The following is a 23,235-nucleotide window of genomic DNA, read 5'->3' as shown; positions in this document are numbered from 1 at the left end:
CCGGCAACCCCATGCGCGCAAACGCGGTAAGCAGCACCATGGGGCTGCTCGGGCCCGGCACTAGTGATTCGCAATGGAAGGGTTAACGAAAATAGACGACCTCGGCAAGCCGCGCGTGGTGATAGTAGGCGGCGGTTTTGGCGGGCTGGAGCTGGCCAAGGCCCTGGCCCACGCCCCCGTGCAGGTGGTGCTGATTGACAAGCAGAACTACCACACTTTCCAGCCGCTGCTCTACCAGGTGGCCACGGCCGGGCTGGACGAGGGCGACATCGTGTCGCCGTTTCGCAAAATCCTCAACGAGCAGGACAACTTCTACTTTCGGCTGGCCGAGGTGTTGTCGGTCGATGCCCAGGCCCAAATCGTGGAAACCAGCATCGGCTGCGTGCGCTACGACTACCTGGTGCTGGCCACCGGCGCCACCACCAACTACTTCGGCGACGAGCAGATGGCCCAAAACGCCATCGCCATCAAGAGCGTGGAAGACGCCATTGAGCTGCGCAACACGGTGCTCTCCAACTTCGAGCAGGCCCTGCAGCTCGGCGACATGGAGCAGCTCAACAGCCTGCTCGATTTCGTGATTGTGGGCGGCGGGCCCACCGGCGTCGAGATTGCCGGGGCCCTGAGCGAGCTGCGCAAGCACGTATTCCCGAAGGACTACCGCGAAATCGACTTCAAGGAAATGGACATTCACCTGGTGCAGAGCGGGCCGGTGCTGCTGAAGGGCATGTCGGCCAACGCTTCGGCGCAGGCCCTGAAGTCGCTGCAGGAGTTTGGGGTGCAGGTGTGGCTGGAGGCGCGGGTGAAGTCCTACGACGGCTACACCGTGACGCTCAACAACGGCCAGCAGCTCATTGCGCGCACGCTCATTTGGGCGGCCGGCGTCACGGGCGCCCCCATCAAAGGCCTCGACGCCACTTGCCTGCTGCCCGGCAACCGCTACGCCGTGGACGTGTACAACCGCGTGCAGGGCTACGAAAACGTCTTCGCCATCGGCGACATCGCCCTGATGAAAACCGAGCAGTACCCCGACGGCCACCCCATGGTGGCCCAGCCCGCCCTGCAGCAAGGCCGCCTGCTGGGCGAAAATATCTACCGCGTGCTCACCAACCAGCTCATGCAGCCCTTTGCGTACCACGACAAGGGCGCCATGGCCACCATCGGCCGCAACCACGCCGTGGCCGATGTGAAGCTTTTCGGCAAAGAATACCACCTGCAGGGCGTCTTGGCCTGGCTGGCCTGGAGCGTGGTGCACGTGGTGTCGCTCGTGGGCTTCCGCAACCGCCTGATGGTGCTGCTGCAGTGGACCTGGAGCTACCTCAGCTACGACAAGGGCCTGCGCTACATCATCGGCAAAACCAAGTCGACGCTGGTGGAAACGAGCGTGGAGGACAAGGCGATAGTGTGAGGAAGCAGTGGCAGGCCTAAACTCGTTTACGCACTCCTGCACCTGGGCACTAGAGGCTTACCGCCTTTTATTTTGTCGATATTGAGCCCGTTTGCGCCCAGCGCGTTCTCAACGAGCAAAATCAGTATGGAAGAACAGCACGACTCTCCTCGCCCCCCCGCCCCCAAGGTGACGGGCATCGGTGGCATTTTCTTTTTCTCCGACAACCCGGCCGCCACCCGCGACTGGTACGCCCGCCACTTGGGCCTGGAAGTGAACGACTACGGCGCCACGTTTGAATCGCGCAGCGCCGAGCGCCCCGATGAAGTGCAGCAGCTGCAGTGGAGCCCCTTCCAGCGGGGCAGCGACTACTTCGCGCCCTCCACCCGGGAGTTCATGATTAATTACCGGGTGCAAAACCTGGAGGGGCTGGTGCAGCAGCTGCGCGCCAACGGCGTCACCGTCCTCGACGACATCGCGACCTACGACTACGGCAAATTCGTCCACGTGCTGGACGCCGACGGCCACAAGCTGGAGCTCTGGGAACCCAGCTGACGCGCCGCGCCGACACGGCTCAGGAGCCGGTTTTGCCTTTGGGGAATTTGTCGAGGATGTCGCGCGCGGCCTCGGCAAACTGGGTGCCTATGCGGGCGGGGTCGTTCACGGCCTCGCCCATCGAGCCGCGCCACACCAGGTTGTTGGTTTTGGCGTCGATGAAGTCGAGCACCAGCGTGCCTTCGCGGTATTGCTCGGTGCGGCTGGTTTGGTAGTAGGCCGGCGAGTACCAGTAGCCGTAGTTCACGGGCAGCAAGGCGCCGCGGTAGCGCACCAGGTAGGGGTAGGCAAACGCCGGCGGGGGCGGCGTGGGGTTCATCACGGTGCGCTCGGCCTGCTCCACAAACAGGTGCGTGGTGAGGTAAAAGTCGGGGTTGCGCTCCACGCGCCGCAGGCCGCGCTTGCCCAGCTCGGCCTCGATGGCCTGCTGAATGTTGGCCTGCGCAATGGGGCTGCGCAGCAGCGGGTTTTGGTCGCCGGGCGCTTTCACTTCGGTTTCGGCCCAGGCGTAGGTGTGGTAGTTGTTGAAATTGACATCGGCGCGCTGCTCAACGTTCACGGCGGGCGCGCAGGCGCCGAGCCACACGAGCAGCAAGGCGGCCCAGACAAGGGGATGCTTCATGGCACAGAAAAAGGAGAAAGTGGAAAGGAGAAAGCACCTATGCTTACCTGGCCGGCCGGGCAAAGGTTATGGCTCAGTTTAGTGCGCCCAGGCCCTGGCAAGGCCCATTTCAGACCGTTGGCCCTGGCCGCTTTCGCGCCAAAAAATAATTGCGCCACAGCCCAAGCGTGTCATTTCACAACCCATTGGCGTGCTGCTAGCAACTAATCAACAAGCGCTATAACCACTCGCCGCCCCTCGTGATATTTCTCATTTCCGGAATCCACATTATCAAAAGCCGGCGTATGTTGCGCCTCTTACACCTTTCTTCCCCTACTCCCACAATATGAACCCACCCGCTACTTCCATTCTCGAACGCAGCAACGTCACCATTTCCGGCGCCTCCGGCCCCAATACCCCCGCCATTGTGTTTTTGCACGGTCTCGGCGGCGACCAAAGCGACTGGCGCTTCGTGGCGCCCCACTTCGAAGACCGGTACCGGGTGGTGTTGCTCGACCTGATTGGGGCCGGCAAGTCGGACCCGGCGGCGTACGAGCCCACGGCCAAGCACGGCACCCTGGCCGGCCACGCCGACGACCTGCTGCAGGTGCTCAGCGCCCTGGCCCTGCACGACGTGGTGTTCGTGGGCCATTCCGTGGCTTCCATGATTGGCGTGATTGCGGCCGTGCGCGAGCCCGAGCGGTTTTCGAAAATGGTGCTGGTGTCGCCCTCGCCCCGCTTCATCAACGAGCAAGGCTACGCCGGCGGCTTCGAGCAAAAGGACATCAACGAGTTGCTGGCCGCCATGGAAGGCGACTACACCGGCTGGGCCAACGGCTTTGCTCCCGTGATGATGGGCCAGAAGGAAAGCCCCGAGCTGGTGATGGCCCTCACCAACAGCTTTGTGCGCACCAACCCCGAAATCGCCAAGCACTTCGCCCGCGTCACGTTCTTCTCCGATACCCGCGCCGAGCTGGGCTTCCTCACCATTCCCACGCTCATCGTGCAGTCGGCGCACGACATCATCGCGCCGCTGGCCGTGGGCCACTACATCAACGAGCAGCTGGCCGATAGCCGCATGAAAGTGGTGGAAACCAGCGGCCACTGCCCCCACCTCAGCGCCCCCCAGGAGACGCTGTCGGCAGTGGACCATTTCCTGCACCACGAAACGCGGCTGCGGTAAGTAACGCACGGGTTTTGTCGGCGCTCAGGATGACAGCCGAGAAGAATGTGGTCTTCAAGTTTTCACAAAGCCCCCGCCCCCAGCGGGGGCTTTTTCGTGCCCTACCTCCGGGAACGATTGCGCAAATATCTCCGCCGTTGCCTGGTGGTTTTCAGCCAAAAGAACAGCAACTTCACCGGCCCAACCTCATTCCCACCGCTGATGGAACGCCGCACCTTCGCCCAACTCACCGGCAGCGCCCTGGCCGGCTCGCTGCTCACCCACAACGCCCTGGCTTCGGCCCTGGCGCCCGCCAAGAAAACCCGCGTGGCCATGGTGGGCACCGGCCACCGCGGCCTGGGCATGTGGGGCGTGGACGTGCTGAAGGAGCACGGCGACAAAATGGAATTCGTGGGGCTGTGCGACATCAACCCCGGCCGCGTGGAAACCGGCAAAAAGATGCTGGGCGTGAGCTGCCCCACCTTCACCGATTTCGATAAGATGATGAAGCAGGTGAAGCCCGACGTGCTCATCGTGACCACCGTGGACGCGACGCACAACCAATTCATCGTGAAGGGCATGGAGTACGGGGCCGACATCGTGACCGAAAAGCCGATGACGACCGACGAAAAGAAGTGCCAGGAAATCATCGACGCCGAAAAGCGCACCGGCAAGAAGGTGAAGGTGACCTTCAACTACCGCTACTCGCCGCACCGCCAGAAGCTGTTTGAGCTGCTGCGGGCCGGCGTCATCGGCAACATCACCTCCGCCGATTTCCACTGGTATTTGGATGTGCACCACGGCGCCGACTACTTCCGCCGCTGGCACCGCCTGCGCCAGAACAGCGGCTCGCTGCTGGTGCACAAAGCCACCCACCACTTCGACCTGCTGAACTGGTGGCTCGACTCGGACCCCGAGGAAGTGTACGCCAACGGGCAGCTGAATTTCTACGGCAAAAACAACTCGTTCCGCCACACCCACTGCCGCCCCTGCCCGCACAAAGACAAGTGCCAGTTCTACTGGGACGTGACCAAGGACGCGCGCCTGTCCAAGATTTACGTCGACAACGAAAAGTACGACGGCTACCTGCGCGACGGCTGCGTGTGGAAAGAAGACATCGACATCTTCGACAAGATGGCCGTGCAGATTAAGTACGCCAACCAGGTGCAGGTGAGCTATAGCCTCACCACCTACTCGCCCTACGAGGGCTACCGCATTGCCTTCAACGGCACCAAGGGCCGCCTCGAAGCTTGGATTAAGGAGCGCCAGACCTGGGACGAGGAGCCCTTCGACGAAATCCAGTTCACGCCCAACTTCGGCAAGCGCGAGCTTATCCGCATCCCCAACAACGAGGAAGGCCACGGCGGCGGCGACGTGCGCCTGCGCAAGCAAATTTTCCAGCCCGGCGCCGACCCCTACCGCCAGTCGGCCGGCACCCGCGACGGGGCCATGTCCTGCCTGGTCGGCATCGCCGCCCGCCACAGCATCGACAGCGGCAAGCCGGTAAAAATTGGCGACCTCACGACGCTCAAGCCGCAGAGCGTGCGAGCGTAAGCGGGGTCGTTTGTCATTGCGAGGGCGCAGCCCGCGGCAATCCGTCCTGTATTAACCAGACACTTTCAGAACGTGAAAAGCCCCCGCAATAAGTCGTGCGGGGGCTTTTATTTGAGTTTGTCACATTATTTGGTTAGTCGCTGAGAACAGGACGGATTGCCACGGCCTGCGGCCTCGCAATGACACGGAGTTCTACAGCCGGATATCAAACGCCAGCGCCTGCACCACCCACTGCCGCTGCACCGAGCTATACACCACCCGCACGCCGCCCTCGATGGGCGTGCGCAGGCGCAGCACGTTGAACTGCACCAGCGCATCGAACCCGACGTTCTGGTAATCGAGTCCCACGTTGATGCCGCGGATGGCGCGGCCCTGGGCCACGTCGCCAAACACGGTGGCGCGCAGGCGCTGGATGTAGAGCAGGCGCCCCAGCTCCCAATGCGTGAAGGCCAGCGGCAGGTAGTAGTCGAAGCTGCCCACCCGCAGCCGGTCGAAGCTGGTGTAGCCCTCGCCGCGCGGAAACGACACGGCCGGCGCGAACTGATACTGGGCCTGGTCCTGCCACTGGTAGCCGGCCCGCAGGCGGATGGCGTGGTTGCGCGAAAGCCCTGGCAGAAACACGCTGCCCTGCAGGCCGGCCTGCGACGCATTCAGGTTTCCGCCGAAGGGCGTGGTGCGGTAGGTGCCCAGCAGCGAGCCGCCCCACTTCGGCGCCACGCTGCGGGCGCTGCGCTTCAGCTGCGTGACGTAGCTGAGGGTGGTTTGCACGGCGTTGAGCGGCCGGTTGGGGCCGACTTCCGTGACCCGCCGCAGGGGCAGGTCGTAGCCGTACACCTGCTCGTGCAGCAGGTAGGCCCCCACCGTCAGCCCCTGCAGATATTTGGAATGCGTGAGGGTGAGCGGCAGGCGCAGCCCCGCGCTGAAGCGCAGGTACTGCCACTGGTCGCGGTACGTAACGCCCTGGCTGATGAGGGCGGCGTCGCGCCCGCCGTAGGTCATGTCCACGTCCAGCACCGGGAAGCGGCCCTGGTAGCTCACGGCGCTGGTCACGCTGAAGGTACGCTCCACCTGGTCGTAGCCCAGCCCGGCAAACACCTGCGTGGTATTCAGCAAATCTTGCGAGCGCAGGCCCACGGCCACGGCGTTGCCGGTCGGGCTTTGCACCACGCCGTAGCTGAACAGGTTGAACGCGTGCCGCAGCGGTGAGTAGCGGTTCACGCCGTAGCGCGGTCCGGCCGAGTCGGGCCGGGCCAGCAGGCGGGCCACTTCGCGGCCGGCCGGCTCCCTGGCGGTGAGGGCGTCGGCATATGGTCCAATGGCGTCGGTGCTGGCCACGGGCACCGGCACCCAGGCGGTGCTGTCGAGGGGCATTTCGACCACGCGGGCGCCCGAGGCGCGGAAATCGTGGAAGGCCAGGGTGCGGCCGCCGGGCGCCACGGCGGCGTGGTAGGCCCCCAGCGGCCGGGCCGTGACGCGGAAGGTGCGCCCGGTGCGGGCCTGCACGGCGTAAATGTTGTCGACGCCGCTTTGGGCCGAATTGTAGAGCACAAAGCCCTGCCAGGGCTGCGGGTTGGCCAGGTTCACGTTGGCCACGGGCAGCAGCGGGCGGGCGGTGCCAGTCGCGGGGTCGATGACGACGATGGTTTTGCCGGCGGCGCTCAGCGTCACGGCCACCAGGCGGCGGCCGTCGGGGTGCCAGCGGGGCTGGATGTAGAGGTCGTTGGCGGGGTTGGGCAGGGTTTGCAGTTCGGCGCCGGTTTGGGCGTCGAGGACGACGAGGGCGTGGTGGTAGCTGGCGTCGGTGCGGGCGGCCACCAGGCGCGTGCCGTCGGGCGAGAGGGCCGCGGCCGAGTAGCGCCCGCCTTTGCCGATGCGTGTGAGCTGGCCGGTGTTCAGGTCCAGCACCTTCAGCTCCGAGGCAATGCGCTGGCCCCAGCGGGCGTGCTGCTGAAACTCGGGCCACACGGCCTTGCCGCCGTTCACCGACAGCATTTCGGGAATGTTCAGCTGGCCGGGCACGAACACCTTGCGCTCGGCCCCGCGGCGGCTGAGCAGCACCAGCTGCGGAATGTAGTCGAGGCCGGTTTTCAGGGCCAGCACGGTGCTATCGGAGGTGTACTGCGGGTATTGGTATTGGGTAAAAACCCGCTCGGTGGCTTCCACCCGCAACTCTTGCGCGGGCGTGGGCGCCGGCTGGGCGGCCTGCTGGGCGCGCCAGGTCGAATCCAGCTCCGTCATGGTGCGGCCGTAGAGCTGCTCCACCGTGAGGCCGGTGGTGAGCCGGATGCCGTTGGAAAACGAGAACGGGTAGAACGGAAACTTGTAGTACTCGTCCAGCGCCTTCGCCCAGGCGTTGGGGCCGTAGTGCGTCTTCAAGTACGACGTCAGGAAATAGCCCAACACGTACCAGTTGGGCACGTTGTCGCGCAGGGAGCCATTCACCGCTTTCTGGTAGGAATAGCGCCGGCCCGCCAGCAGATTGGCCCGCAGGCCCACCCCGAAGCTCGGGATGCGCCCGCGCCCGCTGCGCGTGAGGGCGGTTTCGGTGCCCACGGCGTCGCCCTCAAAAAACCACTGCGGCACGCCCACGGCGGCCACGCCCAGGGCGCCGTCGCCCAGCAGCGGGCTCAGCACGCGGCCCACGCCCTGGCGGGCTTTCTCGAACTGCCCCACGTGCCGGAACTCGTGCACCACCAGCCCGTCGAGCCAGTCGACGGTGCCCAAATCCAGGGCCTGCTGCGGGGTGATGAAAAACTCGGCGTGCCGCGGCAGAAACGTCACAAAGCCGTTGCTGACCGTGGTCTGGGCCTGCATCACCACCGAGATGGGCCGCGGGCTCACGCCGAGCGTGGCGCCGTTGGGGCCGTGCAGGCGTTCGAGGCGGGCGGCGGTGCGCTGCGCCGCCGAGTCGAGCCCGGCCGGGTACAGCACCCGGAAGTGCGGCGTGCGCACTTCCTGCCAATGCAAATCGGGCGGGTTTTGCGACAACACGGGCAGGCTTTGGGCCGGGGCCAGCCGGGCCACCAGCAGGCCCAACCCCCCCGACAACAGCAAACGATGCATAGAAAAATGAGTCAGCAGAAAACGAAGCCTAAATAACGCCACGCCAACGCTTGCACCCATTCACCGGCCATCAGCTTTACCGACGAATGAACTTTAAAAATATAATTCATGTATCGACATCAAATGTACCAACATTGATTACATTTGCATCCACTTTCAACCTTATCAACTTCAATCGCCATGACTGAAACCGCCACCGCCGCCGCTACCAAATGGGCCCTCGACCCCACGCACTCCGAAGTGCAGTTCAAAATCAAGCACCTCGTGATTTCCACCGTCACCGGCTCGTTCAAGTCGTTCCAGGGTACCATGCAAAGCCCCGGCGACGACAATTTTGAAAACGCGCAGCTGGAGTTTTCGCTCGATGTCGACAGCATCGATACCAACCAGGAGCAGCGCGACGGCCACCTCAAGAGCGAAGACTTCTTCGACATCGCCAAGTACCCCACCATCAAATTCGTGTCGACGTCCTTCGTGAAAGACGGCGACGCCTACAAAGTGACCGGCAACCTCACCATGAAAGACGTGACCAAGCCCGTGACCCTGGAAGCCGAATACGGCGGCTCGGCCGTCGATTTCTACGGCAACCACAAGGCCGGCTTTGAGGTGAGCGGCAAAATCAACCGCAAAGACTTCGGCCTCACCTGGGGCGCCGTGACAGAAGCCGGCTCCATTGTGCTGGGCGACGACGTGAAGCTCATTGCCAACGTGCAGTTTGCCAAGCAGGCGTAAGTCAGCGCTTTGAAGACACCAAAAAGCGGCTGTTCCGAGTGGAACAGCCGCTTTTTTTATGCTCGCGCAACGAATGGTGGCCGGGCCCGGTCAAGGCACTGAACAACGATTTTTCACCTGCTGATTTTTCTGCACTATGCCTTTTCCCAAACTCCTTTGCGCTGGTTTTATCGCGGCCGCTTGCTCCCTGGTGGGTTGCTCCAAAGACGCTGTTTCTCCCAATGTCTGCATGAGCGGCCGAGTGGTGGGCTTCACCTGCATGGACGGTATGCTGATTGATGTAGACCCCGCCTACGGCCTCGGCGCCCCCGCGCTACAACGCCGGGTGAACGGCGACACGCTGCTGGGCCGCCACGTCATCGCGGTGGTGAACACCATGGACTACCCCCGCCTCATCACCGTGGGCCCGGCCCTGCACTTCAACGCCGTGAACGACCCTAACCGCCAAGACAGCGGCGTGCGCTGCTTTGCCGCCGATGGCGTGAAAGGACCCGTGCCGCGGGTGGTGCTCAGCAACGTATCGACCACGGCCTGCCAGGACGGCCCCATGTAGCGCACACTGCCACCCCAATTTATGCCGACAGCAATTCCTTGTCCGGCACGCTCTGGTCTTTGAGGGTGGCGGTGCCGCGCTCCTTGCGCGTGATGCGCGAGTAGAGGCTGATTTCCTGGTCGAACAGGAAGCGGAAGAAGAGTTTGGTGTAGCTGGTGTGGGCCAGCAGCGGCTCGTAGAACTCGGGCGCCAGGGCCTTGATTTTGGGCAGGTTGTTCCACGGAATGCTGGGCATGTCGTGGTGCTCGTTGTGGAAGCCCACGTTGAGGTTGATGCCGTTGAGGCGGCCGTAGTAGGAGTAGGTTTCCTGCTCGGGGCTGAGGGTGAGGTAGTGTTCCTGAATCCAGCGGGCGCCCAGCGGGTGCAGGCCCACCGAGAACCAGAAGCTCAGGAACAGGTACAGCAGCGCCGTCCAGCCGAAGAAGTACACAATGGCCACGTCGAAGGCCACCTGGGCCACGATGTTGGCCGCCACGTACTTATCGATAGTGGCCACCTCGCGGCAGCGCGCCGTGCGAATGACCTGGAACAGCGGGAAGAAAAACAGCCAGATGGCCTTGCCGATGCTGTAGTTATGAATCAGCTTGGCCTCGTACCAGTCGGGCAAGTCCGCATCCAGCTCGTGCACGCCCTGAAACACGTGGTGTTTGATGTGGAAATTCTTGAAGCTGATGGCCGTGGGAAATACCGACGGAAAGTTGGCCAGAATGCCGGTGGCCACGTTTTTCCACAGCCCACGAAACACCAGGTTGTGGGCCGCCTCGTGGATGACCACAAACAGCGTGTGCGAGAAAAACGCGCCCACCAGGTAAGCCACCGGAATGGTCCAGTACCAGGCTTTGTCGCGCAGAAACCAGGCCAGCCCTACCTGGGCCAGGACGCAGCCCAGCCCGATGAGGAAGGTGGTGGGGTTGCGCGTCATCAGCTGCTTCACCTCGGGGTGGGCCTTGATGAGTTGGCGGGTGCGCACGCGGTGCGGCTCGGTGGCGGTGGCCACGGTGAAGGCGGTAGGAGCTGAGGCCATACGAAAGAAGCTGAAATACAGGCGCGACGGAATGCCACTGCGCCCGGGCTTTCAGACAAAAATACGGCAAATAGGTTCAGCCTCCGACGGCGGCGACCGGACCCTACATCTGTTGCAGCCAGGCCTTGGCCGTGTCGAGGTCGTCGAAGGTGGAAACGACCGGGTTGCCTTCGGCAAACTGCAGGGTGAGGTCGGTGGAAAGGCGGCTGTAGAGGTTGGGCGAGTACACCCAGGCAAAATACTGCAGGCCCGCCTCCGTCATGGCCGGAAACCACACCTTGCCGCCCCACTCAGCGGCCTCGCTCCACATGCTGGTCACGCGGGTGTTGTCGTTCAGCACTTTGTGGCAGCGCTGCTGACGCAGCAGGCGCAGCATGTCGAGGGCGCCGCGCTGCACGCTGACAAGGTCTTGGTCGCCCTGCCAGTCGGCCAGGAGCCACTCGTTCAAATGGTCGTAGGAAATGGTAATGTGAGATTCTTCGAGTAAGGTTTGCAGCGACATAGCGGAAAAGGAAGGACAGTGGGCCCTGCTACGGCAAATACGTAGTCGGAGATACAGACCGAGGGCAAATTACTGCGCAAAAAACCGCTCATACCCATTTCAGAGCATCTGTCATCCCGAACAAATACCTACCAGCTACCCCGCTCGCCCAAGCGGCAGCCCCTATTGGCGCGGGGAGAAAGGCCTGCTTTTCAAGCCAAACTTTTCCGGCTCGGTTTAGCTTATGGGCAAGCCGGACTGCGCCCGGCTTCGTATGCTTTTTTTCCGGGCGCAGGGCGGCTGTAAGGCGTGGGGCAGGCGCGCGTCTACCCAGCCCAAGGCCCCTCCCCCGGCCCCCAGTTCGTCATCAGCTATTCCATGAACAACCGCGTAAAATCCCTGATTAGCCTGAGCTTGCTCTCGTTCCTATTTGCCTGCGGCTCGCAGCCCGCCGCCGAAGCCCAGAGCCAGCGCCCGCCGCGCTCCACGGCCGGCTTTGCCCCCGCCAATCTCACGGGTTTGGCCGTGGCCACCTTCGCCGGCGGCTGCTTCTGGGCTCAGGAAGAAGCCTTTGAAGAAATAAAAGGCGTGAAGCAGGTGGTGAGCGGCTACGCCGGCGGCACCAAGGCCAACCCCACCTATGAGCAAGTGGCCGACAAAACCACCGGCCACACCGAAACCGTGCAGATTTACTATGACCCCAAGGTGGTGACCTACCAGAAGCTGGCCGACATCTTCTTCACCGCCTCGCACGACCCCACCCAGCTCAACCGCCAGGGCCCCGACGCCGGCCCCGAGTACCGCTCGGCCGCCTTCTACCGCACGCCCGAGGAAAAGAAAATTCTCGAAGCCACCATTGCCCGCGTAAACGCCTCGAAGCAATACGACGGCAAAATCGTGACCGAAGTGGTGCCCTTTCAGAAATTCTGGCCTGCCGAGGTAGAGCACCAGGGCTACTACCGCCTGCATCCCGAAAACCCCTACATTGAGCACGTGTCGGCGGCCAAGGTCGAGCACGTGCGGAAAGCCTTTTCGAAAGACCTGAAGAATCCGCTGTAGGGTCCCGGCGTTTTTTGTCGCTATTGGCCCCGGCCCACCGGCCGGGGCCTTTTTGCGCCCGCGCGCCCTACGCCCGCGCCGACCTATCTTTGGAAACAGAAGCGGCGCATTATCGGCTGCTTGCTGCCGCGTTTGCCTGCTATGCCCGCCCCTGCCGTTCGGCCCGCCCTCGATTTTGAGCTACTGTTTGAGATGCTGCCCGCGCCCCACGCAGTGCTGGCGCCCGACGGCACCGTGTGGGGCCTGAACACGGCCATGACGGCCCTGCTGGCCACCGAAGAAACGGCCTTGGTGGGCCAGCCCCTGTCGGCGCTGTGCGCGGCCGCCGCCGCCGCCGGCACCGTGCTGGCCGAGGCCGCCGCGTGGGCGCACGCGCTGCCCGCCGTGCGGGCCGGTGCCCCGCAAATTCTGCTGCCGGCGCTGGCCGAAGCGGCGCCCGGGCGCGTGCCCGGCGGCTACTGGGAAGCCACCCTGCAACCCGTACCGCTGGCCAGCCCGCGCTACCTGCTGGTGCGCCTGCTGGACGTGACCGGCCAGCTCTACAGCCAGCGCGCCGCCGAGCTGGAGCACGAGCAGTTTCGCTTTCTGGCCGAAAACCTGCCGCAGCTGGTGTGGGCCACCTCGCCCAGCGGCGAACCGGAATTTACCAACCAGCGCTTCATCGACTACACCGGGCACGACGTGCTGCGCCTCGACGAAGCCGACCGGACGGCCCTGTGGAGCCGCATCATCCACCCCGACGACCTGCCCGGCATGTACGCGCGCTGGGAAGCGGCTCTGAATTCAGGCCGGCCCTTCGAGGTGGAATTCCGGCTGCGCGGCACCGACGGCGAGTACCGCTGGTTTCTGTCGCACGTCATGGCGCACTACGATGCCGCCGGGCAGGTGCGCCGCTGGTTCGGCGCCTGCACCGACGTGGACGCCCGGCACCGTGCGCAGTTGCAGCTGGAAGGCCAGCAGCGCCTCATGCAACGCATTCTCGACCTGTTGCCGCTCACCATCAGCACCATGGAAGGGCCGGAGCTGGCGTTCAGCTTCCTGTCGGCCCGGGCCCAGGAAACCATGGGCCCGCGCGCCGTGGTGGGCCGGAGCGTGGCTCAGAGCCTGCCCGAAGTGGCCGCCCAAGGCTACCTGGGCCTGCTGAACCGCGTGCGCGAAAGCGGCCAGCCCCACTTTGGCATCGAGGAGCGCACCGAGTTGCTGGACCCTGCCACGGGCCAGCTTGAAGAACGCTACCACGACTTCGGCTACCTGCCGCTGCGCGGCGAAACCGGCACCGGCGTGTTGGCCTACGGCATCGACGTGACCGAAAAAGTGCTGGCCCGCCAGCGCAGCGAGGCCCTGCAGGCCGAAGCCCGCGCCGCCGACCAGCGCCTGCGCCGCGTGACCGAGAGCTTGCCCTTCATCACCTTCATCAGCGACCAGGAAGGGCAGGTGCTCTACCTCAGCCCGCAGTGGTACGCCTACACCGGCACCACCGCCGACGACGACCTGGCCCATGCCTGGGATGCCTGCCTGCACCCCGAGGACCGTGCCCGCGTGCAGGCCGCCTACGCCACCGCGCTGGCCACCGGCACGCCCTGGCGCTACGAGCTGCGCCTGCGCCGGCACGACGGCCAGTACCGTTGGTTTGTGAGCCAGGGCGTGCCCGAGCCGCTGGACGACGCCCGGGCCGCCGGCCGCTCGCGCCAGTGGTTCGGCTCCGACCTCGACATCCACGACCTGCACGAAACCCAGCACCGCCTCGAGCTCAAAGACCAGCAGTTGAGCCGCATTTTGGAGCAGCTGCCCGCCTACGTGGCCACGTTGGAAGGTCCCGAGCACCGCTACTCGTTCTTCAACCCCAGCTACGCCGAGCTGGTGGGCCACCGCGCCCGCCTGGGCGAGCCCGTGGCCCAGCTGCTGCCCGAGTTGGCCGCACAGGGCCTGGAGGCCATGCTCGACCACGTGTACCAAACCGGCGAAACCCTCGTTCGGCCCGAGCTTGCGCTGCACCTGCACAACCCGGACGGCTCCCACCCCGAAGTGTACATCGACCTGACCTACATTGCCTTGCGCGATGAGCAGGGCGCCGTGAACAGCGTGCTCAACTTCTCGAAAAACGTGACGGTGCGCGTGCGCGCCCGCCAGCAGGCCGAGCGCCTGGCCGCCGAAATGAGCCGCCGCGACGAGCAGGTGCGCGCCATCACGGCCTCAGTACCGGTGTTTATTTTCAATTTCGACCCCGCCGGGTCCATCACTTACACCAACCCGTACTTCTACGAATACACCGGCTTGGACCCCGCCGGTCCGCCCGACGACGCCTGGCAAGTGCTGCACTCCGACGACCGCGCCGCCGTGGCCGCGCTGGCCCAGGCCGCCATGGTGCGGGGCGAGGCCTGGCAGGCCACGTTCCGGGTGCGGCGGCGCGACGGCGAGTTGCGCTGGTTCCAAACCAAGGCCCAGCCCTACGCCGACGAGGCCGGCCAGCCGGCCGGCTTCAGCGCGGCCACCGTGGAAGTCCACGACCTGCAGCAGCGCACCGAGGAGCTGACCCGCAGCCGCCTCGAATTTGCAGCCCTGGCCGACAACATTGCCCAACTGGCCTGGATGGCCGACCCCACCGGCTACATCGACTGGTACAACCGGCAGTGGTACGAGTACACGGGCACTACCCTGGAAACCATGAAAGGCGATGGCTGGAAACAAGTGCACGACCCGGCGCTGGTGGAAGGCATCACCCGGCGCTACCTGGCCAGCATTGCGGCCGGCGAGCCCTGGGAAGACACCTTCCCGCTGCGCCGGCACGACGGCGAGTACCGCTGGTTTCTGAGCCGGGCGCGGCCCATCCGCGACGCGGCCACCGGCGCGGTGGTGCGCTGGTTTGGCACCAACACCGACGTGACCGAGCTGCGCGCGCTGCAAGACCGCCTCATCGAGAGCGAAGAAGAGCTGCGCATTCAGGCTGAGAGCATTCCGCAGCAGGTGTGGACGGCCCGCCCCGACGGCACCGTGGATTTCTATAACCACCGCACCGCGGCCTACGTGGGCGTGTCGATGGAGAAAAACGGCGCCGCGCACTGGCTGGAATTTGTGCACCCCGACGACCGCGCCCCCATGCAGACGCGCTGGGAACAGGCCATGGCCTCGCAGCGCTATTACGAGGCCGAGTTCCGCCTGCGCCGCTACGACGGGCAGTACCGCTGGTTTCTGGGGCAGGCCCAGGCCCGGCGCGCGCCCGGCGGCCAGGTGCTGAAGTGGTACGGCACCAACACCGACGTGCACCAGCAGCGCCACCTGCAGGAGCAGGTGCTGGCCAGCCAGGCCCGCTTCCAGCAGCTGCTCGAAACCCTGCCCCAAATGGCTTGGACCTCGCGCCCCGACGGCAGCGTGAGCTACTACAACCAGCGCTGGTACGACTTCACGGGCGGCACCTTCGAAGAGCTGCAGGACTGGGGCTGGGAGCGGTTCATTCACCCCGACGACCTGCCCGGCACGCTGCGCCGCTGGCAGCACAGCCTCGCCACGGGCGAGCCTTTTGAGGCCGAGCACCGCTGGCGCGACCAGAAGGGCGTGTACCGCTGGTACCTGGCGCGGGCCGAGGCCATTCGCGACAAGTCGGGCGCCATTGCCGTGTGGGTGGGCGCCAACACCGACGTGCACGAGTTCAAGCAGGTGCAGCAGCAGCTGGAAGAGCAAAACGCCCGGCTGGTGCGCACCAACGAAGACCTCGACAACTTCGTGTACACGGCCTCGCACGACCTCAAGCAGCCCATCAACAACATGGCGGGCATTTTTGAAGAACTGACCCGCACGGCCTATTTCCGCGACCCCGATGCCATCAAGCTCATTGCGTACTTTGAGCGGGCGCTGGCGCAGATTTTCAGCACCATCGACGACCTCAGCGCCATCGTGCGCGGGCAGCGCCAGCAGCAGGAAGTGCCCGCCGAGGCCGTGGCCCTGGCCCCCTTGGTGGCCGAAGTGGTGAACAGCCTGCAGGACCAAGTAACGCAGACCGGCGCGCAGTTTGACTTGGACTTTGATACCTGCCCCACCATTCAGTTTGTGCGGCCCAACCTGCAAAGCCTGCTTTATAACCTCATCAGCAACTCGCTGAAATACGCTGCTCCCGGGCGCCCGCCCGTCATCCGCCTCAGCTGCACGCCCGACGCGGCCAGCGGCCGCCCCATCCTCACGGTGCAGGACAACGGCCTGGGCATCGACATGGAGCGCTACGGCGCGCAGCTCTTTCAGCTCTTCCGGCGCTTCCACACCCACGTGGAGGGCACCGGCATGGGCCTGTACCTGGTGAACCGCATCGTGCAAATCCACGGCGGACGCCTGGAAGTGAGCAGCGTGGTGAACGAAGGCACCACGTTTCGGATGTATTTGTAGTGCGGCAGCCGGGGGAGTAGACGGCTCAAGGTTTGGGTGTTTTCTTTGTTGAACCCCTCTCTCCCTCTCAGCTCATGAGCACTCCCCCGCCCCTGCCTGCCGTCGCGCTCCCGTCCAAGCTCCCCGATATCGGCGTCAGCATCTTCACCCAAATGACCCTGCTGGCCCAGGAAACCGGCGCCATCAACCTCGCTCAGGGCTTCCCCGACTACGACCCGCCGCAGGCGCTGCTGGAGGCGCTGGCCCGCCACGCCCGCACGCCGGGCCACCACCAGTACGCGCCCATGCCTGGCCTGCCGCGCCTACGCGAAGCCATTGCCGCTCAGGTGGCCCGCCTGCAGCCCGACGCCCCCGCGCCCGACCCGGCCACCGAAATCACCCTCACGGCCGGGGCTACCGAGGCGCTGTATGCGGTGCTGGCGGCCGTGGTGCGGCCCGGCGACGAGGTGCTGGTGTTCGAGCCGGCGTATGACTTGTACGGCCCGGCCATCCGGCTGCAGGGCGGGGTGCCGCGCTACGTGCGCCTGCCCGCCCCCCACTTCCGGCCCGACTGGGACGCCGTGCGCCGCGTGGTGTCGGCCCGCACCCGGCTGGTGCTCGTGAACACGCCCCACAACCCCAGCGGCGCCGTGTTTTCGAACGAAGACTGGGACGCGCTGGCCAAGCTGCTGGCCGGCACCAACACCTTGGTGCTGAGCGACGAAGTGTACGAGCACCTGGTGTTCGACGGCACCCGGCACCGCAGCGCGCGCCAACACCCGGAGCTGCGCGAGCGCAGCTTCGTGCTCTCGTCCTTCGGCAAAACTTATCACGCCACCGGCTGGAAAGTGGGCTACTGCATTGCCCCGCCGGCCCTCACCACCGAGGTGCGGCGCGTGCACCAGTTCCTCACCTTCGCCGTGAACACGCCCACCCAGCACGCCCTGGCCGACGCCCTCGAAGCCGACCCCGCCGACGCCCACGCCCGCGGCCTGGCCGCCTTCTACCAGGCCAAGCGCGACCAGTTCCGGGCCCTGCTCACCGAGGGAGGCTGGGACTTACTGCCCGTGCCCGGCGGCTACTTCCAGCTGGCCCGCTACGACGCCTTCTCGCCGGCCTCCGACCTGGCGTTTGCCCAATACCTGGCCCGCGAGAAAGGCGTAGCCGTGATACCCGTGTCGGCGTTTTACCACAACGGTTTTGACGAGGGGCTGATTCGGTTTTGCTTTGCGAAAGAAGCCACTACGCTGGAAGCCGCGGCCGCGCGGCTGCGGTAGGCACCTTTCCTCCTTCCCATGTCCGACCTCACCGTCTCCTTCCTCCAAACCGAGCTGCACTGGCAGGACGCCGCCGCCAACCGCGCCACCCTCGACCTGGCCCTGGCCCGCCTCGACGGCCCCACCGACCTCGTGGTGCTGCCCGAGATGTTCACCACCGGCTTCAGCATGGAAGCTGCCACGCTGGCCGAACCCATGGACGGGCCCACCGTGGCGTGGATGCGCGCCCACGCCGCCCGGCTCGACGCCGTGCTCACGGGCAGCGTCATCATCGAGGAAGGTGGCGCTTACTACAACCGCCTGCTCTGGGTGCGCCCCGACGGCCGCCTGAGCTACTACAATAAGCGCCACCTTTTCACGCTGGCCGGCGAGCAGCACACCTACACGCCCGGCCGCGAGCGGCTGGTGGAAGAATGGCGCGGCTGGCGCATCTGCCCGCTGGTGTGCTACGACCTGCGCTTCCCCGTGTGGAGCCGCAACCAGCCCCATGAGCCCTACGACCTGCTGCTGTACGTGGCCAACTGGCCCGCCGTGCGCCGCACCGCCTGGCGCACCCTGCTGCGCGCCCGCGCCATCGAAAACGTGGCCTGCGCCCTGGGCGTGAACCGCATTGGCCACGATGGCCTGGGCCACGCCTACAGCGGCGACTCGGCCCTCATCGACGCCAAAGGCGGCTACCTGGTGGAAGCCCACGACCAGACCGGTACTTTCACGCACACCCTGAAAAAGGCTGAGCTGGATGATTTCCGCGCCAAGTTCACCGCCTTGAATGATGGGGATGCGTTTGAGTTGATTGGCTAAAAGGCACGCTTATCATAGAGGGGAGCTGTCCTGTCGTTGCGAGCGCAGCGCGGCAATCCTTCCTCTCTTCACGACCAGTCCTAAGTTGTGACAAATTCAACAACAAGCCCCGACACTGTGTAATGCCGGGGCTTGTTGTTGAGGTCAGTATAGAAAGGCTTGTCACAGTTATTACCTTGGTTGCTGAGAACAGGACGGATTGCCACGGCCTGCGGCCTCGCAATGACAGCCCACCGCTTCACCTCCCTACTGCACGGCCAGGCGCTGCACGGCGGTGGCGCCATCGGCACCCACGGCACGCACCACGTACACGCCAGCGGCCAGGCCGCTGAGGTTGAGGACGTGGCGGCGTTGGGCACCATCAAGGGTGCGCACCACGCGGCCGGTAAGGTCGAGCAGGGTGAGGCGGGTGGGGCTGGCGGTTTCGACGGTGGCCGAGGCCGAGGCCGGGTTGGGGTACACGCTCAGGGCCAGCGCCGCGGCGGCTTCGGCGCGGGTGGCCGTGAGCACGCGGTTGCGGGTGCCGAAGCTGAGCAGCCCCCCGGCCTGGGTGCCCACCAGCAGCTCGGGGGCGCCGTCGCCGTTGACGTCGGCCGCGGCCAGGCCGTAGTAAGAGTAGGGGTCGAGGCCGAGGCGGGTGGGCTCGTAGCTGTTGGTGAGGGAGTTGTAGAGCAAATCGGTACGTTCCAGGAAGATGCCCACCTGCGCGCGGTAGTTGCTGAACAGCCGCAGGTAGCCCGTGGCGTCGGCCGTGAGCAGGTCGGGCAAGCCGTCGCCGTCGAAGTCGGCCACGCTGGGGGCCAGGTTGTCGGGGCGCGCGCCGGTGGCGGTGCGAATGCGCCCAAAGTCGTTATTCACCAACACAAAAGCGCTGTCCAGGCGCCCACGGCCGCGGTTGCGGAAGTAGCGCAGCGACATGCCCGGCTCGCGCACCTCGTTGGTGCCGATGAGCAGGTCGACGAAGCCGTCGTTGTCCACGTCGGTGAAGCACGGCACGTCGCCCATGGTGTAGGGCAGCACACCTTGGGTGGGCGCGGGGTTGGCGGGCGGCGAGGTGGTGGCAGGGCCCTGCGGCTTGAATATGACGGCCGTGCTGGGGTCGTACGCCGCCGGCTGGCCGGGGCGGGCCGTGTTCAGGATGTAGGTGAACACGTTGGTGCCCCGGTCCCAGGCCGCGTACACCAGGTCGAGGGCGCCGTCGCGGTTCAAATCGACCAGGAAAGGTTTGATGGCCAGCAAGCGTTGGGCGCTCAGCCCCAGGTAGTCAGTGCTCACCAGCTGAAACACCGGCTGGGCGCGCGTGCCCGAGTTGTGGTAGTAGGCAATGGTGGCGCGGTACACGTTGTTCACGCGGTCGGCGTGGTTGGCCACCAGCAGGTCGGTCAGGCCGTCGCCGTCGAGGTCGCCGAAAGCCGGCGCGGCGCCTTCGCTCACGTCTATCATCGTGTTCTGCAGGAAGGCGTCGGTTTGCTTGGCGAAGGCGGGCGCGCCGCTGGCGGCCGAGTTGGTGAAGAGCTGCACGTTGTTGCGCATGCTCACCAGGTCGGCCTGGTTGTTCAGCATGTTGGGCGCCACCACCAGGTCGGGGCGGCCGTCGAAGTTGGCGTCGAACGAATACCCGGCCGGAAACACCGGCACCCGGGCCGGCGCCGCCGCCGACGGGAAGCTGGCGCTGATGCTGGCCTGCGTGAGCACCGGCGCCGCCGTGGTGCCCTGGTTGAGCAAGCGCACCAGCTCGGGGCAGTTGTCGCGGCCATCGAGCAGGTCCTGGTCGCCGTCGCCGTCCAGGTCCACCAGCAGCAGGCTGTGGCCGCCGGTGTGCAGGGTTTTGTTGGCCGTGAAGCAGGCCTGGCCGTTGAACATGTATTCGGCGCAGCCGCCGCAGGCGCGCAGGCTGCCCCAGTTGTCGGTGTTCAGCCGGAAAGTGAGGGCGCTGCCGCAGGTGCCGGGGCTGGTGTTGAGGTATTGCTCAATGTAGACGGCGTTGATGAAATCATAGGTCATGATGTCAAGCTTGCCGTCGCCGTTCACGTCCTGGATGGCCGGCAGGTTGTAGCCGCCCACCGTGAGGTTGGCCGTGCCCGTAAAATTGCCCGAAAACCGCAGTTGGCGGGTGGTCAACTGGAACTGCACCTGCCCGTTGACCAGCACGTTGCGCAGCACGGCAATGTTGCCGCCGTTCACGTAGGTGAAGAGGTCGGCGCGACCGTCGCAGTCGTAATCGCGCAGCAGGGCCCAGCCGCGCAGGCTGTCGGGGAAAATGGATTCGTATTGGGGGGCATACAGCCAACGGCGGCCGGCCGTGGTGCCGGGCGCGGCCACGTTCAGGAAGGTGTAGCTGCGGCTGCTTTCGTGGTCGAAGGCATAGAGGTCGGGCTGGCCGTCGTTGTTCAGGTCGATGGTGCTGAACTGCGGAGTATTGAGGCCGCCGGCCCAGGCGTTAGCCAGGGTGTCGGTGCCCTGCACCACCTTGCCCGCGGCCCGGTACTCAAACCCGAAGCGGCTGGCCGACTGGGCCCGCGCCCCGATGGAAAAAGCCAGCAGCGCCAGCAAAAAAGCGTAAGAACGAAGCATAAGCAACAAGCAACAGACGTGAGGAAAGAAGAACTGCCCGGCGCAGTACAAAAATCACGCCCACCTTTGTAGCAAGTTACACCCGGCACCCCGTTTCCGTTCATGCCCACTTCGCTCTATTCGCAGTACCAGGCCGCCGGCGGCCTGGTCAGCACCGATTCGCGCCAGCCCCAGCCCGGCACGCTGTTTTTTGCCCTCAACGGCCCCAGCTTCCGCGGCGCGGCCTTTGCGCCCCAGGCGCTGGCCAAAGGCGCCCGCCACGCCGTGGTGGACGACGCCGACCTGGCCGCCACCGACCCCGCCCGCTACACCTACGCCCCCGACCCGCTGCTGGCCCTGCAGGAGCTGGCCCGCGAACACCGCGAGCAATTCCGCATCCCGGTGCTGGCCGTGACGGGCTCCAACGGCAAAACCACCACCAAAGAGCTGCTCACGGCCGTGCTGGCGCAGCAGTTCAAGGTGCTGGCCACCATCGGCAACTTCAACAACCACATCGGCGTGCCCCTCACCCTGCTGCGCCTGCGGGCCGATGAGCACGACTTCGCCGTGATAGAGATGGGCGCCAACCACCAGGGCGAAATCGCGGCCTACTGCCAGTGGGCCCAGCCCACGCACGGCCTCATCACCAACATCGGCCTGGCCCACCTCGAGGGCTTTGGCGGGCCTGAGGGCGTGGCCAAGGGCAAGGGGGAACTGTTTGACTACCTAGCCCGCACCGGGGGCACGGCCTTCGTCAACACCCTCGACGCCAAGCTGCCCGGCCTGGCCGCACAGGTGCCCACGTGCCTCAGTTACCCCGGCGCGGCCGACACCTACCCCGCCACGTTGCTCTCGGCCGCGCCCGCCGTGGCCCTGCGCCTGGCCGACGGCACCGACGTGGCCGCTCAGCTCACCGGCGACTACAACTTCCCCAACCTGGCCGCCGCTGCCGCCGTGGGCCTGCACTTTGGCGTGGCGCCGGCGCGCGTGGCCACCGCCCTGGCCCAGTACAACCCGCAAAACAACCGCTCGCAGTTGGTGCGCACCGAGCGCGGCAACGACCTCGTGCTCGACGCCTACAACGCCAACCCCAGCAGCATGGCGGCGGCCTTGCGCAGCTTTGCCCAGCGGCCGGCCAGCGCGGGCCAGGGCCGGGCGGCCATCCTGGGCGACATGTTTGAGCTGGGCGAAGAAAGCCAACGGGAGCACGCCAAGCTGGGCCAGCTGCTGGCTGGGCTGCCCATCGAGCAGGTGCTGCTCGTGGGCGAGCAGATGCAGCATGCCCACGCCGCGGCGCCCGGCGCCCACTATTTCCCCACCAAGGCCGAAGCGGCCGACTGGCTGCGCCAACACCCCGTGAGCCACCAGCTGGTGCTGGTGAAAGGCAGCCGCGGCATGGCGCTGGAAACGCTGGTGGAGCTGCTGTAATTCAGTTAACAGTGAACAGTTATCAGTGAACAGAACCGCCCGATGTCCACTGCTAACTGTTCACTGCTAACTGCCAACTGCTAACTGTTCACTGTCCTAAAACGGGCTCTCGAACTCAGCCAGCGTGGGCAGGGTGGCGTCTTTGGCCGAAACCAGGGCGTCAGCTACGCCCCAGTTGATGCCCAGGGCGGGGTCGTTCCACAGCAGGCCGCCTTCGCTGGCGGGCGCGTAGTAGTCCGAGCATTTGTAGAGAAACAAGGTGTCTTCTTCCAGCGCCACGAAGCCGTGGGCAAAGCCCGCCGGAATGAACAGAATGTTGCCCACGGCCGCGCTGAGCTCGACTTGCGAATGCCGGCCGTAAGTGGGCGAATCGCGGCGCAGGTCCACCACCACGTCGCGCACGCGGCCGTGGGCCACGCGCACCAGCTTGGCCTGCGCGTGGGGCGGGCGCTGGAAGTGCAGGCCGCGCACCACGCCCGGCTGCGATTTCGACTGGTTGTCCTGCACCCAATGAATGTCGGCGGGCAAGCCCAGCTCCTGCATGTGGCGGGCGCTGTAGGTTTCGTAGAACACGCCCCGGGGGTCGCCGAACAGGCGGGGGATAAATTCAATGAGCCCGGACAGGGCGTGGGTTTTGGCTTGCATTGGCGCAAAG

General features: G+C 65.4%; 17 protein-coding genes. 11 read left to right on the top strand and 6 right to left on the bottom strand.

The features are described 5' to 3' along the window. Nucleotides 1–73: 73 nt before the first annotated feature. Nucleotides 74–1,405, top strand: a complete 1,332-nt coding sequence (locus IC234_RS20995; protein ID WP_190928603.1) for an NAD(P)/FAD-dependent oxidoreductase — start codon at nt 74–76, stop codon at nt 1,403–1,405. A gap of 126 nt (nt 1,406–1,531) precedes the next feature. Continuing rightward, nucleotides 1,532–1,939 carry a VOC family protein gene (locus IC234_RS20990; RefSeq protein ID WP_190928601.1) on the top strand — a complete coding sequence of 136 codons (408 nt, stop codon included), beginning with the start codon at nt 1,532–1,534 and terminating at the stop codon, nt 1,937–1,939. A 19-nt stretch (nt 1,940–1,958) separates the two neighbouring features. Here IC234_RS20990 and IC234_RS20985 read toward each other — a convergent pair whose 3' ends face one another. Beyond that, nucleotides 1,959–2,561: a DUF4136 domain-containing protein gene (locus tag IC234_RS20985; protein ID WP_190928599.1), complete on the bottom strand. Its 603-nt coding sequence runs from the start codon at nt 2,559–2,561 to the stop codon at nt 1,959–1,961. 325 nt (nt 2,562–2,886) lie between these two features. Between IC234_RS20985 and IC234_RS20980 the strand changes: the two genes are divergently transcribed. Both IC234_RS20980 and IC234_RS20975 read left to right on the top strand, forming a co-directional pair. Continuing rightward, nucleotides 2,887–3,723 (top strand): alpha/beta fold hydrolase, encoded by an 837-nt coding sequence (locus IC234_RS20980; protein WP_190928597.1) that lies wholly within the window; start codon nt 2,887–2,889, stop codon nt 3,721–3,723. Between the two features lie 201 nt (nt 3,724–3,924). Further along, nucleotides 3,925–5,256 (top strand): Gfo/Idh/MocA family protein, encoded by a 1,332-nt coding sequence (locus IC234_RS20975; RefSeq protein WP_190928595.1) that lies wholly within the window; start codon nt 3,925–3,927, stop codon nt 5,254–5,256. Between the two features lie 192 nt (nt 5,257–5,448). On the opposite strand, the gene IC234_RS20970 is transcribed toward IC234_RS20975, so the two are convergent. Next, entirely contained in the window at nt 5,449–8,319 is a 2,871-nt protein-coding gene (locus IC234_RS20970; protein ID WP_190928592.1) for a TolB-like translocation protein, read from the bottom strand. A gap of 180 nt (nt 8,320–8,499) precedes the next feature. Between IC234_RS20970 and IC234_RS20965 the strand changes: the two genes are divergently transcribed. Further along, entirely contained in the window at nt 8,500–9,051 is a 552-nt protein-coding gene (locus IC234_RS20965; RefSeq protein ID WP_190928590.1) for a YceI family protein, read from the top strand. A 229-nt stretch (nt 9,052–9,280) separates the two neighbouring features. Continuing rightward, nucleotides 9,281–9,604, top strand: a complete 324-nt coding sequence (locus tag IC234_RS20960; RefSeq protein WP_190928587.1) for a hypothetical protein — start codon at nt 9,281–9,283, stop codon at nt 9,602–9,604. A gap of 19 nt (nt 9,605–9,623) precedes the next feature. On the opposite strand, the gene IC234_RS20955 is transcribed toward IC234_RS20960, so the two are convergent. After that, entirely contained in the window at nt 9,624–10,628 is a 1,005-nt protein-coding gene (locus IC234_RS20955) for a fatty acid desaturase (protein ID WP_190928585.1), read from the bottom strand. A gap of 103 nt (nt 10,629–10,731) precedes the next feature. Beyond that, nucleotides 10,732–11,130, bottom strand: coding sequence for a hypothetical protein (locus IC234_RS20950; protein WP_190928583.1), 399 nt, complete (start codon nt 11,128–11,130; stop codon nt 10,732–10,734). A gap of 357 nt (nt 11,131–11,487) precedes the next feature. Here IC234_RS20950 and msrA point away from each other — a divergent pair, with 357 nt between their 5' ends. The 4 genes from msrA (at nt 11,488) to IC234_RS20930 (ending at nt 18,599) form a co-directional block, all read left to right on the top strand. Beyond that, a complete protein-coding gene (gene msrA / locus IC234_RS20945; protein ID WP_190928581.1) occupies nt 11,488–12,168 on the top strand; it encodes a peptide-methionine (S)-S-oxide reductase MsrA in 681 nt (226 codons plus the stop codon). 141 nt (nt 12,169–12,309) lie between these two features. Next, complete coding sequence (locus tag IC234_RS20940) at nt 12,310–16,542, top strand: PAS domain-containing sensor histidine kinase (protein ID WP_190928579.1); 4,233 nt, start codon at nt 12,310–12,312, stop codon at nt 16,540–16,542. Between the two features lie 74 nt (nt 16,543–16,616). After that, nucleotides 16,617–17,798 (top strand): methionine aminotransferase, encoded by a 1,182-nt coding sequence (locus tag IC234_RS20935; RefSeq protein ID WP_190928577.1) that lies wholly within the window; start codon nt 16,617–16,619, stop codon nt 17,796–17,798. Between the two features lie 18 nt (nt 17,799–17,816). Continuing rightward, nucleotides 17,817–18,599: an amidohydrolase gene (locus IC234_RS20930; RefSeq protein WP_190928575.1), complete on the top strand. Its 783-nt coding sequence runs from the start codon at nt 17,817–17,819 to the stop codon at nt 18,597–18,599. 246 nt (nt 18,600–18,845) lie between these two features. Here IC234_RS20930 and IC234_RS20925 read toward each other — a convergent pair whose 3' ends face one another. Continuing rightward, complete coding sequence (locus tag IC234_RS20925; protein WP_190928573.1) at nt 18,846–21,173, bottom strand: T9SS type A sorting domain-containing protein; 2,328 nt, start codon at nt 21,171–21,173, stop codon at nt 18,846–18,848. Between the two features lie 102 nt (nt 21,174–21,275). Here IC234_RS20925 and IC234_RS20920 point away from each other — a divergent pair, with 102 nt between their 5' ends. Further along, nucleotides 21,276–22,580: a UDP-N-acetylmuramoyl-tripeptide--D-alanyl-D-alanine ligase gene (locus IC234_RS20920; protein WP_190928571.1), complete on the top strand. Its 1,305-nt coding sequence runs from the start codon at nt 21,276–21,278 to the stop codon at nt 22,578–22,580. A gap of 96 nt (nt 22,581–22,676) precedes the next feature. Here the strand turns inward: IC234_RS20920 and rfbC are convergent, their stop codons facing one another. Further along, nucleotides 22,677–23,225, bottom strand: a complete 549-nt coding sequence (gene rfbC, locus IC234_RS20915; protein ID WP_190928569.1) for a dTDP-4-dehydrorhamnose 3,5-epimerase — start codon at nt 23,223–23,225, stop codon at nt 22,677–22,679. Nucleotides 23,226–23,235 lie beyond the last annotated feature (10 nt).

It is taken from the genome of Hymenobacter armeniacus (genome assembly GCF_014699055.1).
GTDB lineage: Bacteria > Bacteroidota > Bacteroidia > Cytophagales > Hymenobacteraceae > Hymenobacter > Hymenobacter armeniacus.
Note: the sequence above shows the minus strand (reverse complement) of the source record. Positions and strands in the feature narration are given on the sequence as shown.

Excerpts from the sequence above, each read along its gene's own strand:
- IC234_RS20995 (WP_190928603.1), top strand. The coding sequence starts at position 74 with ATGGAAGGGTTAACGAAAATAGACGACCTCGGCAAGCCGCGCGTGGTG.
- IC234_RS20990 (WP_190928601.1), top strand. The coding sequence starts at position 1,532 with ATGGAAGAACAGCACGACTCTCCTCGCCCCCCCGCCCCCAAGGTGACG.
- IC234_RS20985 (WP_190928599.1), bottom strand. The coding sequence starts at position 2,561 with ATGAAGCATCCCCTTGTCTGGGCCGCCTTGCTGCTCGTGTGGCTCGGC.
- IC234_RS20980 (WP_190928597.1), top strand. The coding sequence starts at position 2,887 with ATGAACCCACCCGCTACTTCCATTCTCGAACGCAGCAACGTCACCATT.
- IC234_RS20975 (WP_190928595.1), top strand. The coding sequence starts at position 3,925 with ATGGAACGCCGCACCTTCGCCCAACTCACCGGCAGCGCCCTGGCCGGC.
- IC234_RS20970 (WP_190928592.1), bottom strand. The coding sequence starts at position 8,319 with ATGCATCGTTTGCTGTTGTCGGGGGGGTTGGGCCTGCTGGTGGCCCGG.
- IC234_RS20965 (WP_190928590.1), top strand. The coding sequence starts at position 8,500 with ATGACTGAAACCGCCACCGCCGCCGCTACCAAATGGGCCCTCGACCCC.
- IC234_RS20960 (WP_190928587.1), top strand. The coding sequence starts at position 9,281 with ATGAGCGGCCGAGTGGTGGGCTTCACCTGCATGGACGGTATGCTGATT.
- IC234_RS20955 (WP_190928585.1), bottom strand. The coding sequence starts at position 10,628 with ATGGCCTCAGCTCCTACCGCCTTCACCGTGGCCACCGCCACCGAGCCG.
- IC234_RS20950 (WP_190928583.1), bottom strand. The coding sequence starts at position 11,130 with ATGTCGCTGCAAACCTTACTCGAAGAATCTCACATTACCATTTCCTAC.
- msrA (WP_190928581.1), top strand. The coding sequence starts at position 11,488 with ATGAACAACCGCGTAAAATCCCTGATTAGCCTGAGCTTGCTCTCGTTC.
- IC234_RS20940 (WP_190928579.1), top strand. The coding sequence starts at position 12,310 with ATGCCCGCCCCTGCCGTTCGGCCCGCCCTCGATTTTGAGCTACTGTTT.
- IC234_RS20935 (WP_190928577.1), top strand. The coding sequence starts at position 16,617 with ATGAGCACTCCCCCGCCCCTGCCTGCCGTCGCGCTCCCGTCCAAGCTC.
- IC234_RS20930 (WP_190928575.1), top strand. The coding sequence starts at position 17,817 with ATGTCCGACCTCACCGTCTCCTTCCTCCAAACCGAGCTGCACTGGCAG.
- IC234_RS20925 (WP_190928573.1), bottom strand. The coding sequence starts at position 21,173 with ATGCTTCGTTCTTACGCTTTTTTGCTGGCGCTGCTGGCTTTTTCCATC.
- IC234_RS20920 (WP_190928571.1), top strand. The coding sequence starts at position 21,276 with ATGCCCACTTCGCTCTATTCGCAGTACCAGGCCGCCGGCGGCCTGGTC.
- rfbC (WP_190928569.1), bottom strand. The coding sequence starts at position 23,225 with ATGCAAGCCAAAACCCACGCCCTGTCCGGGCTCATTGAATTTATCCCC.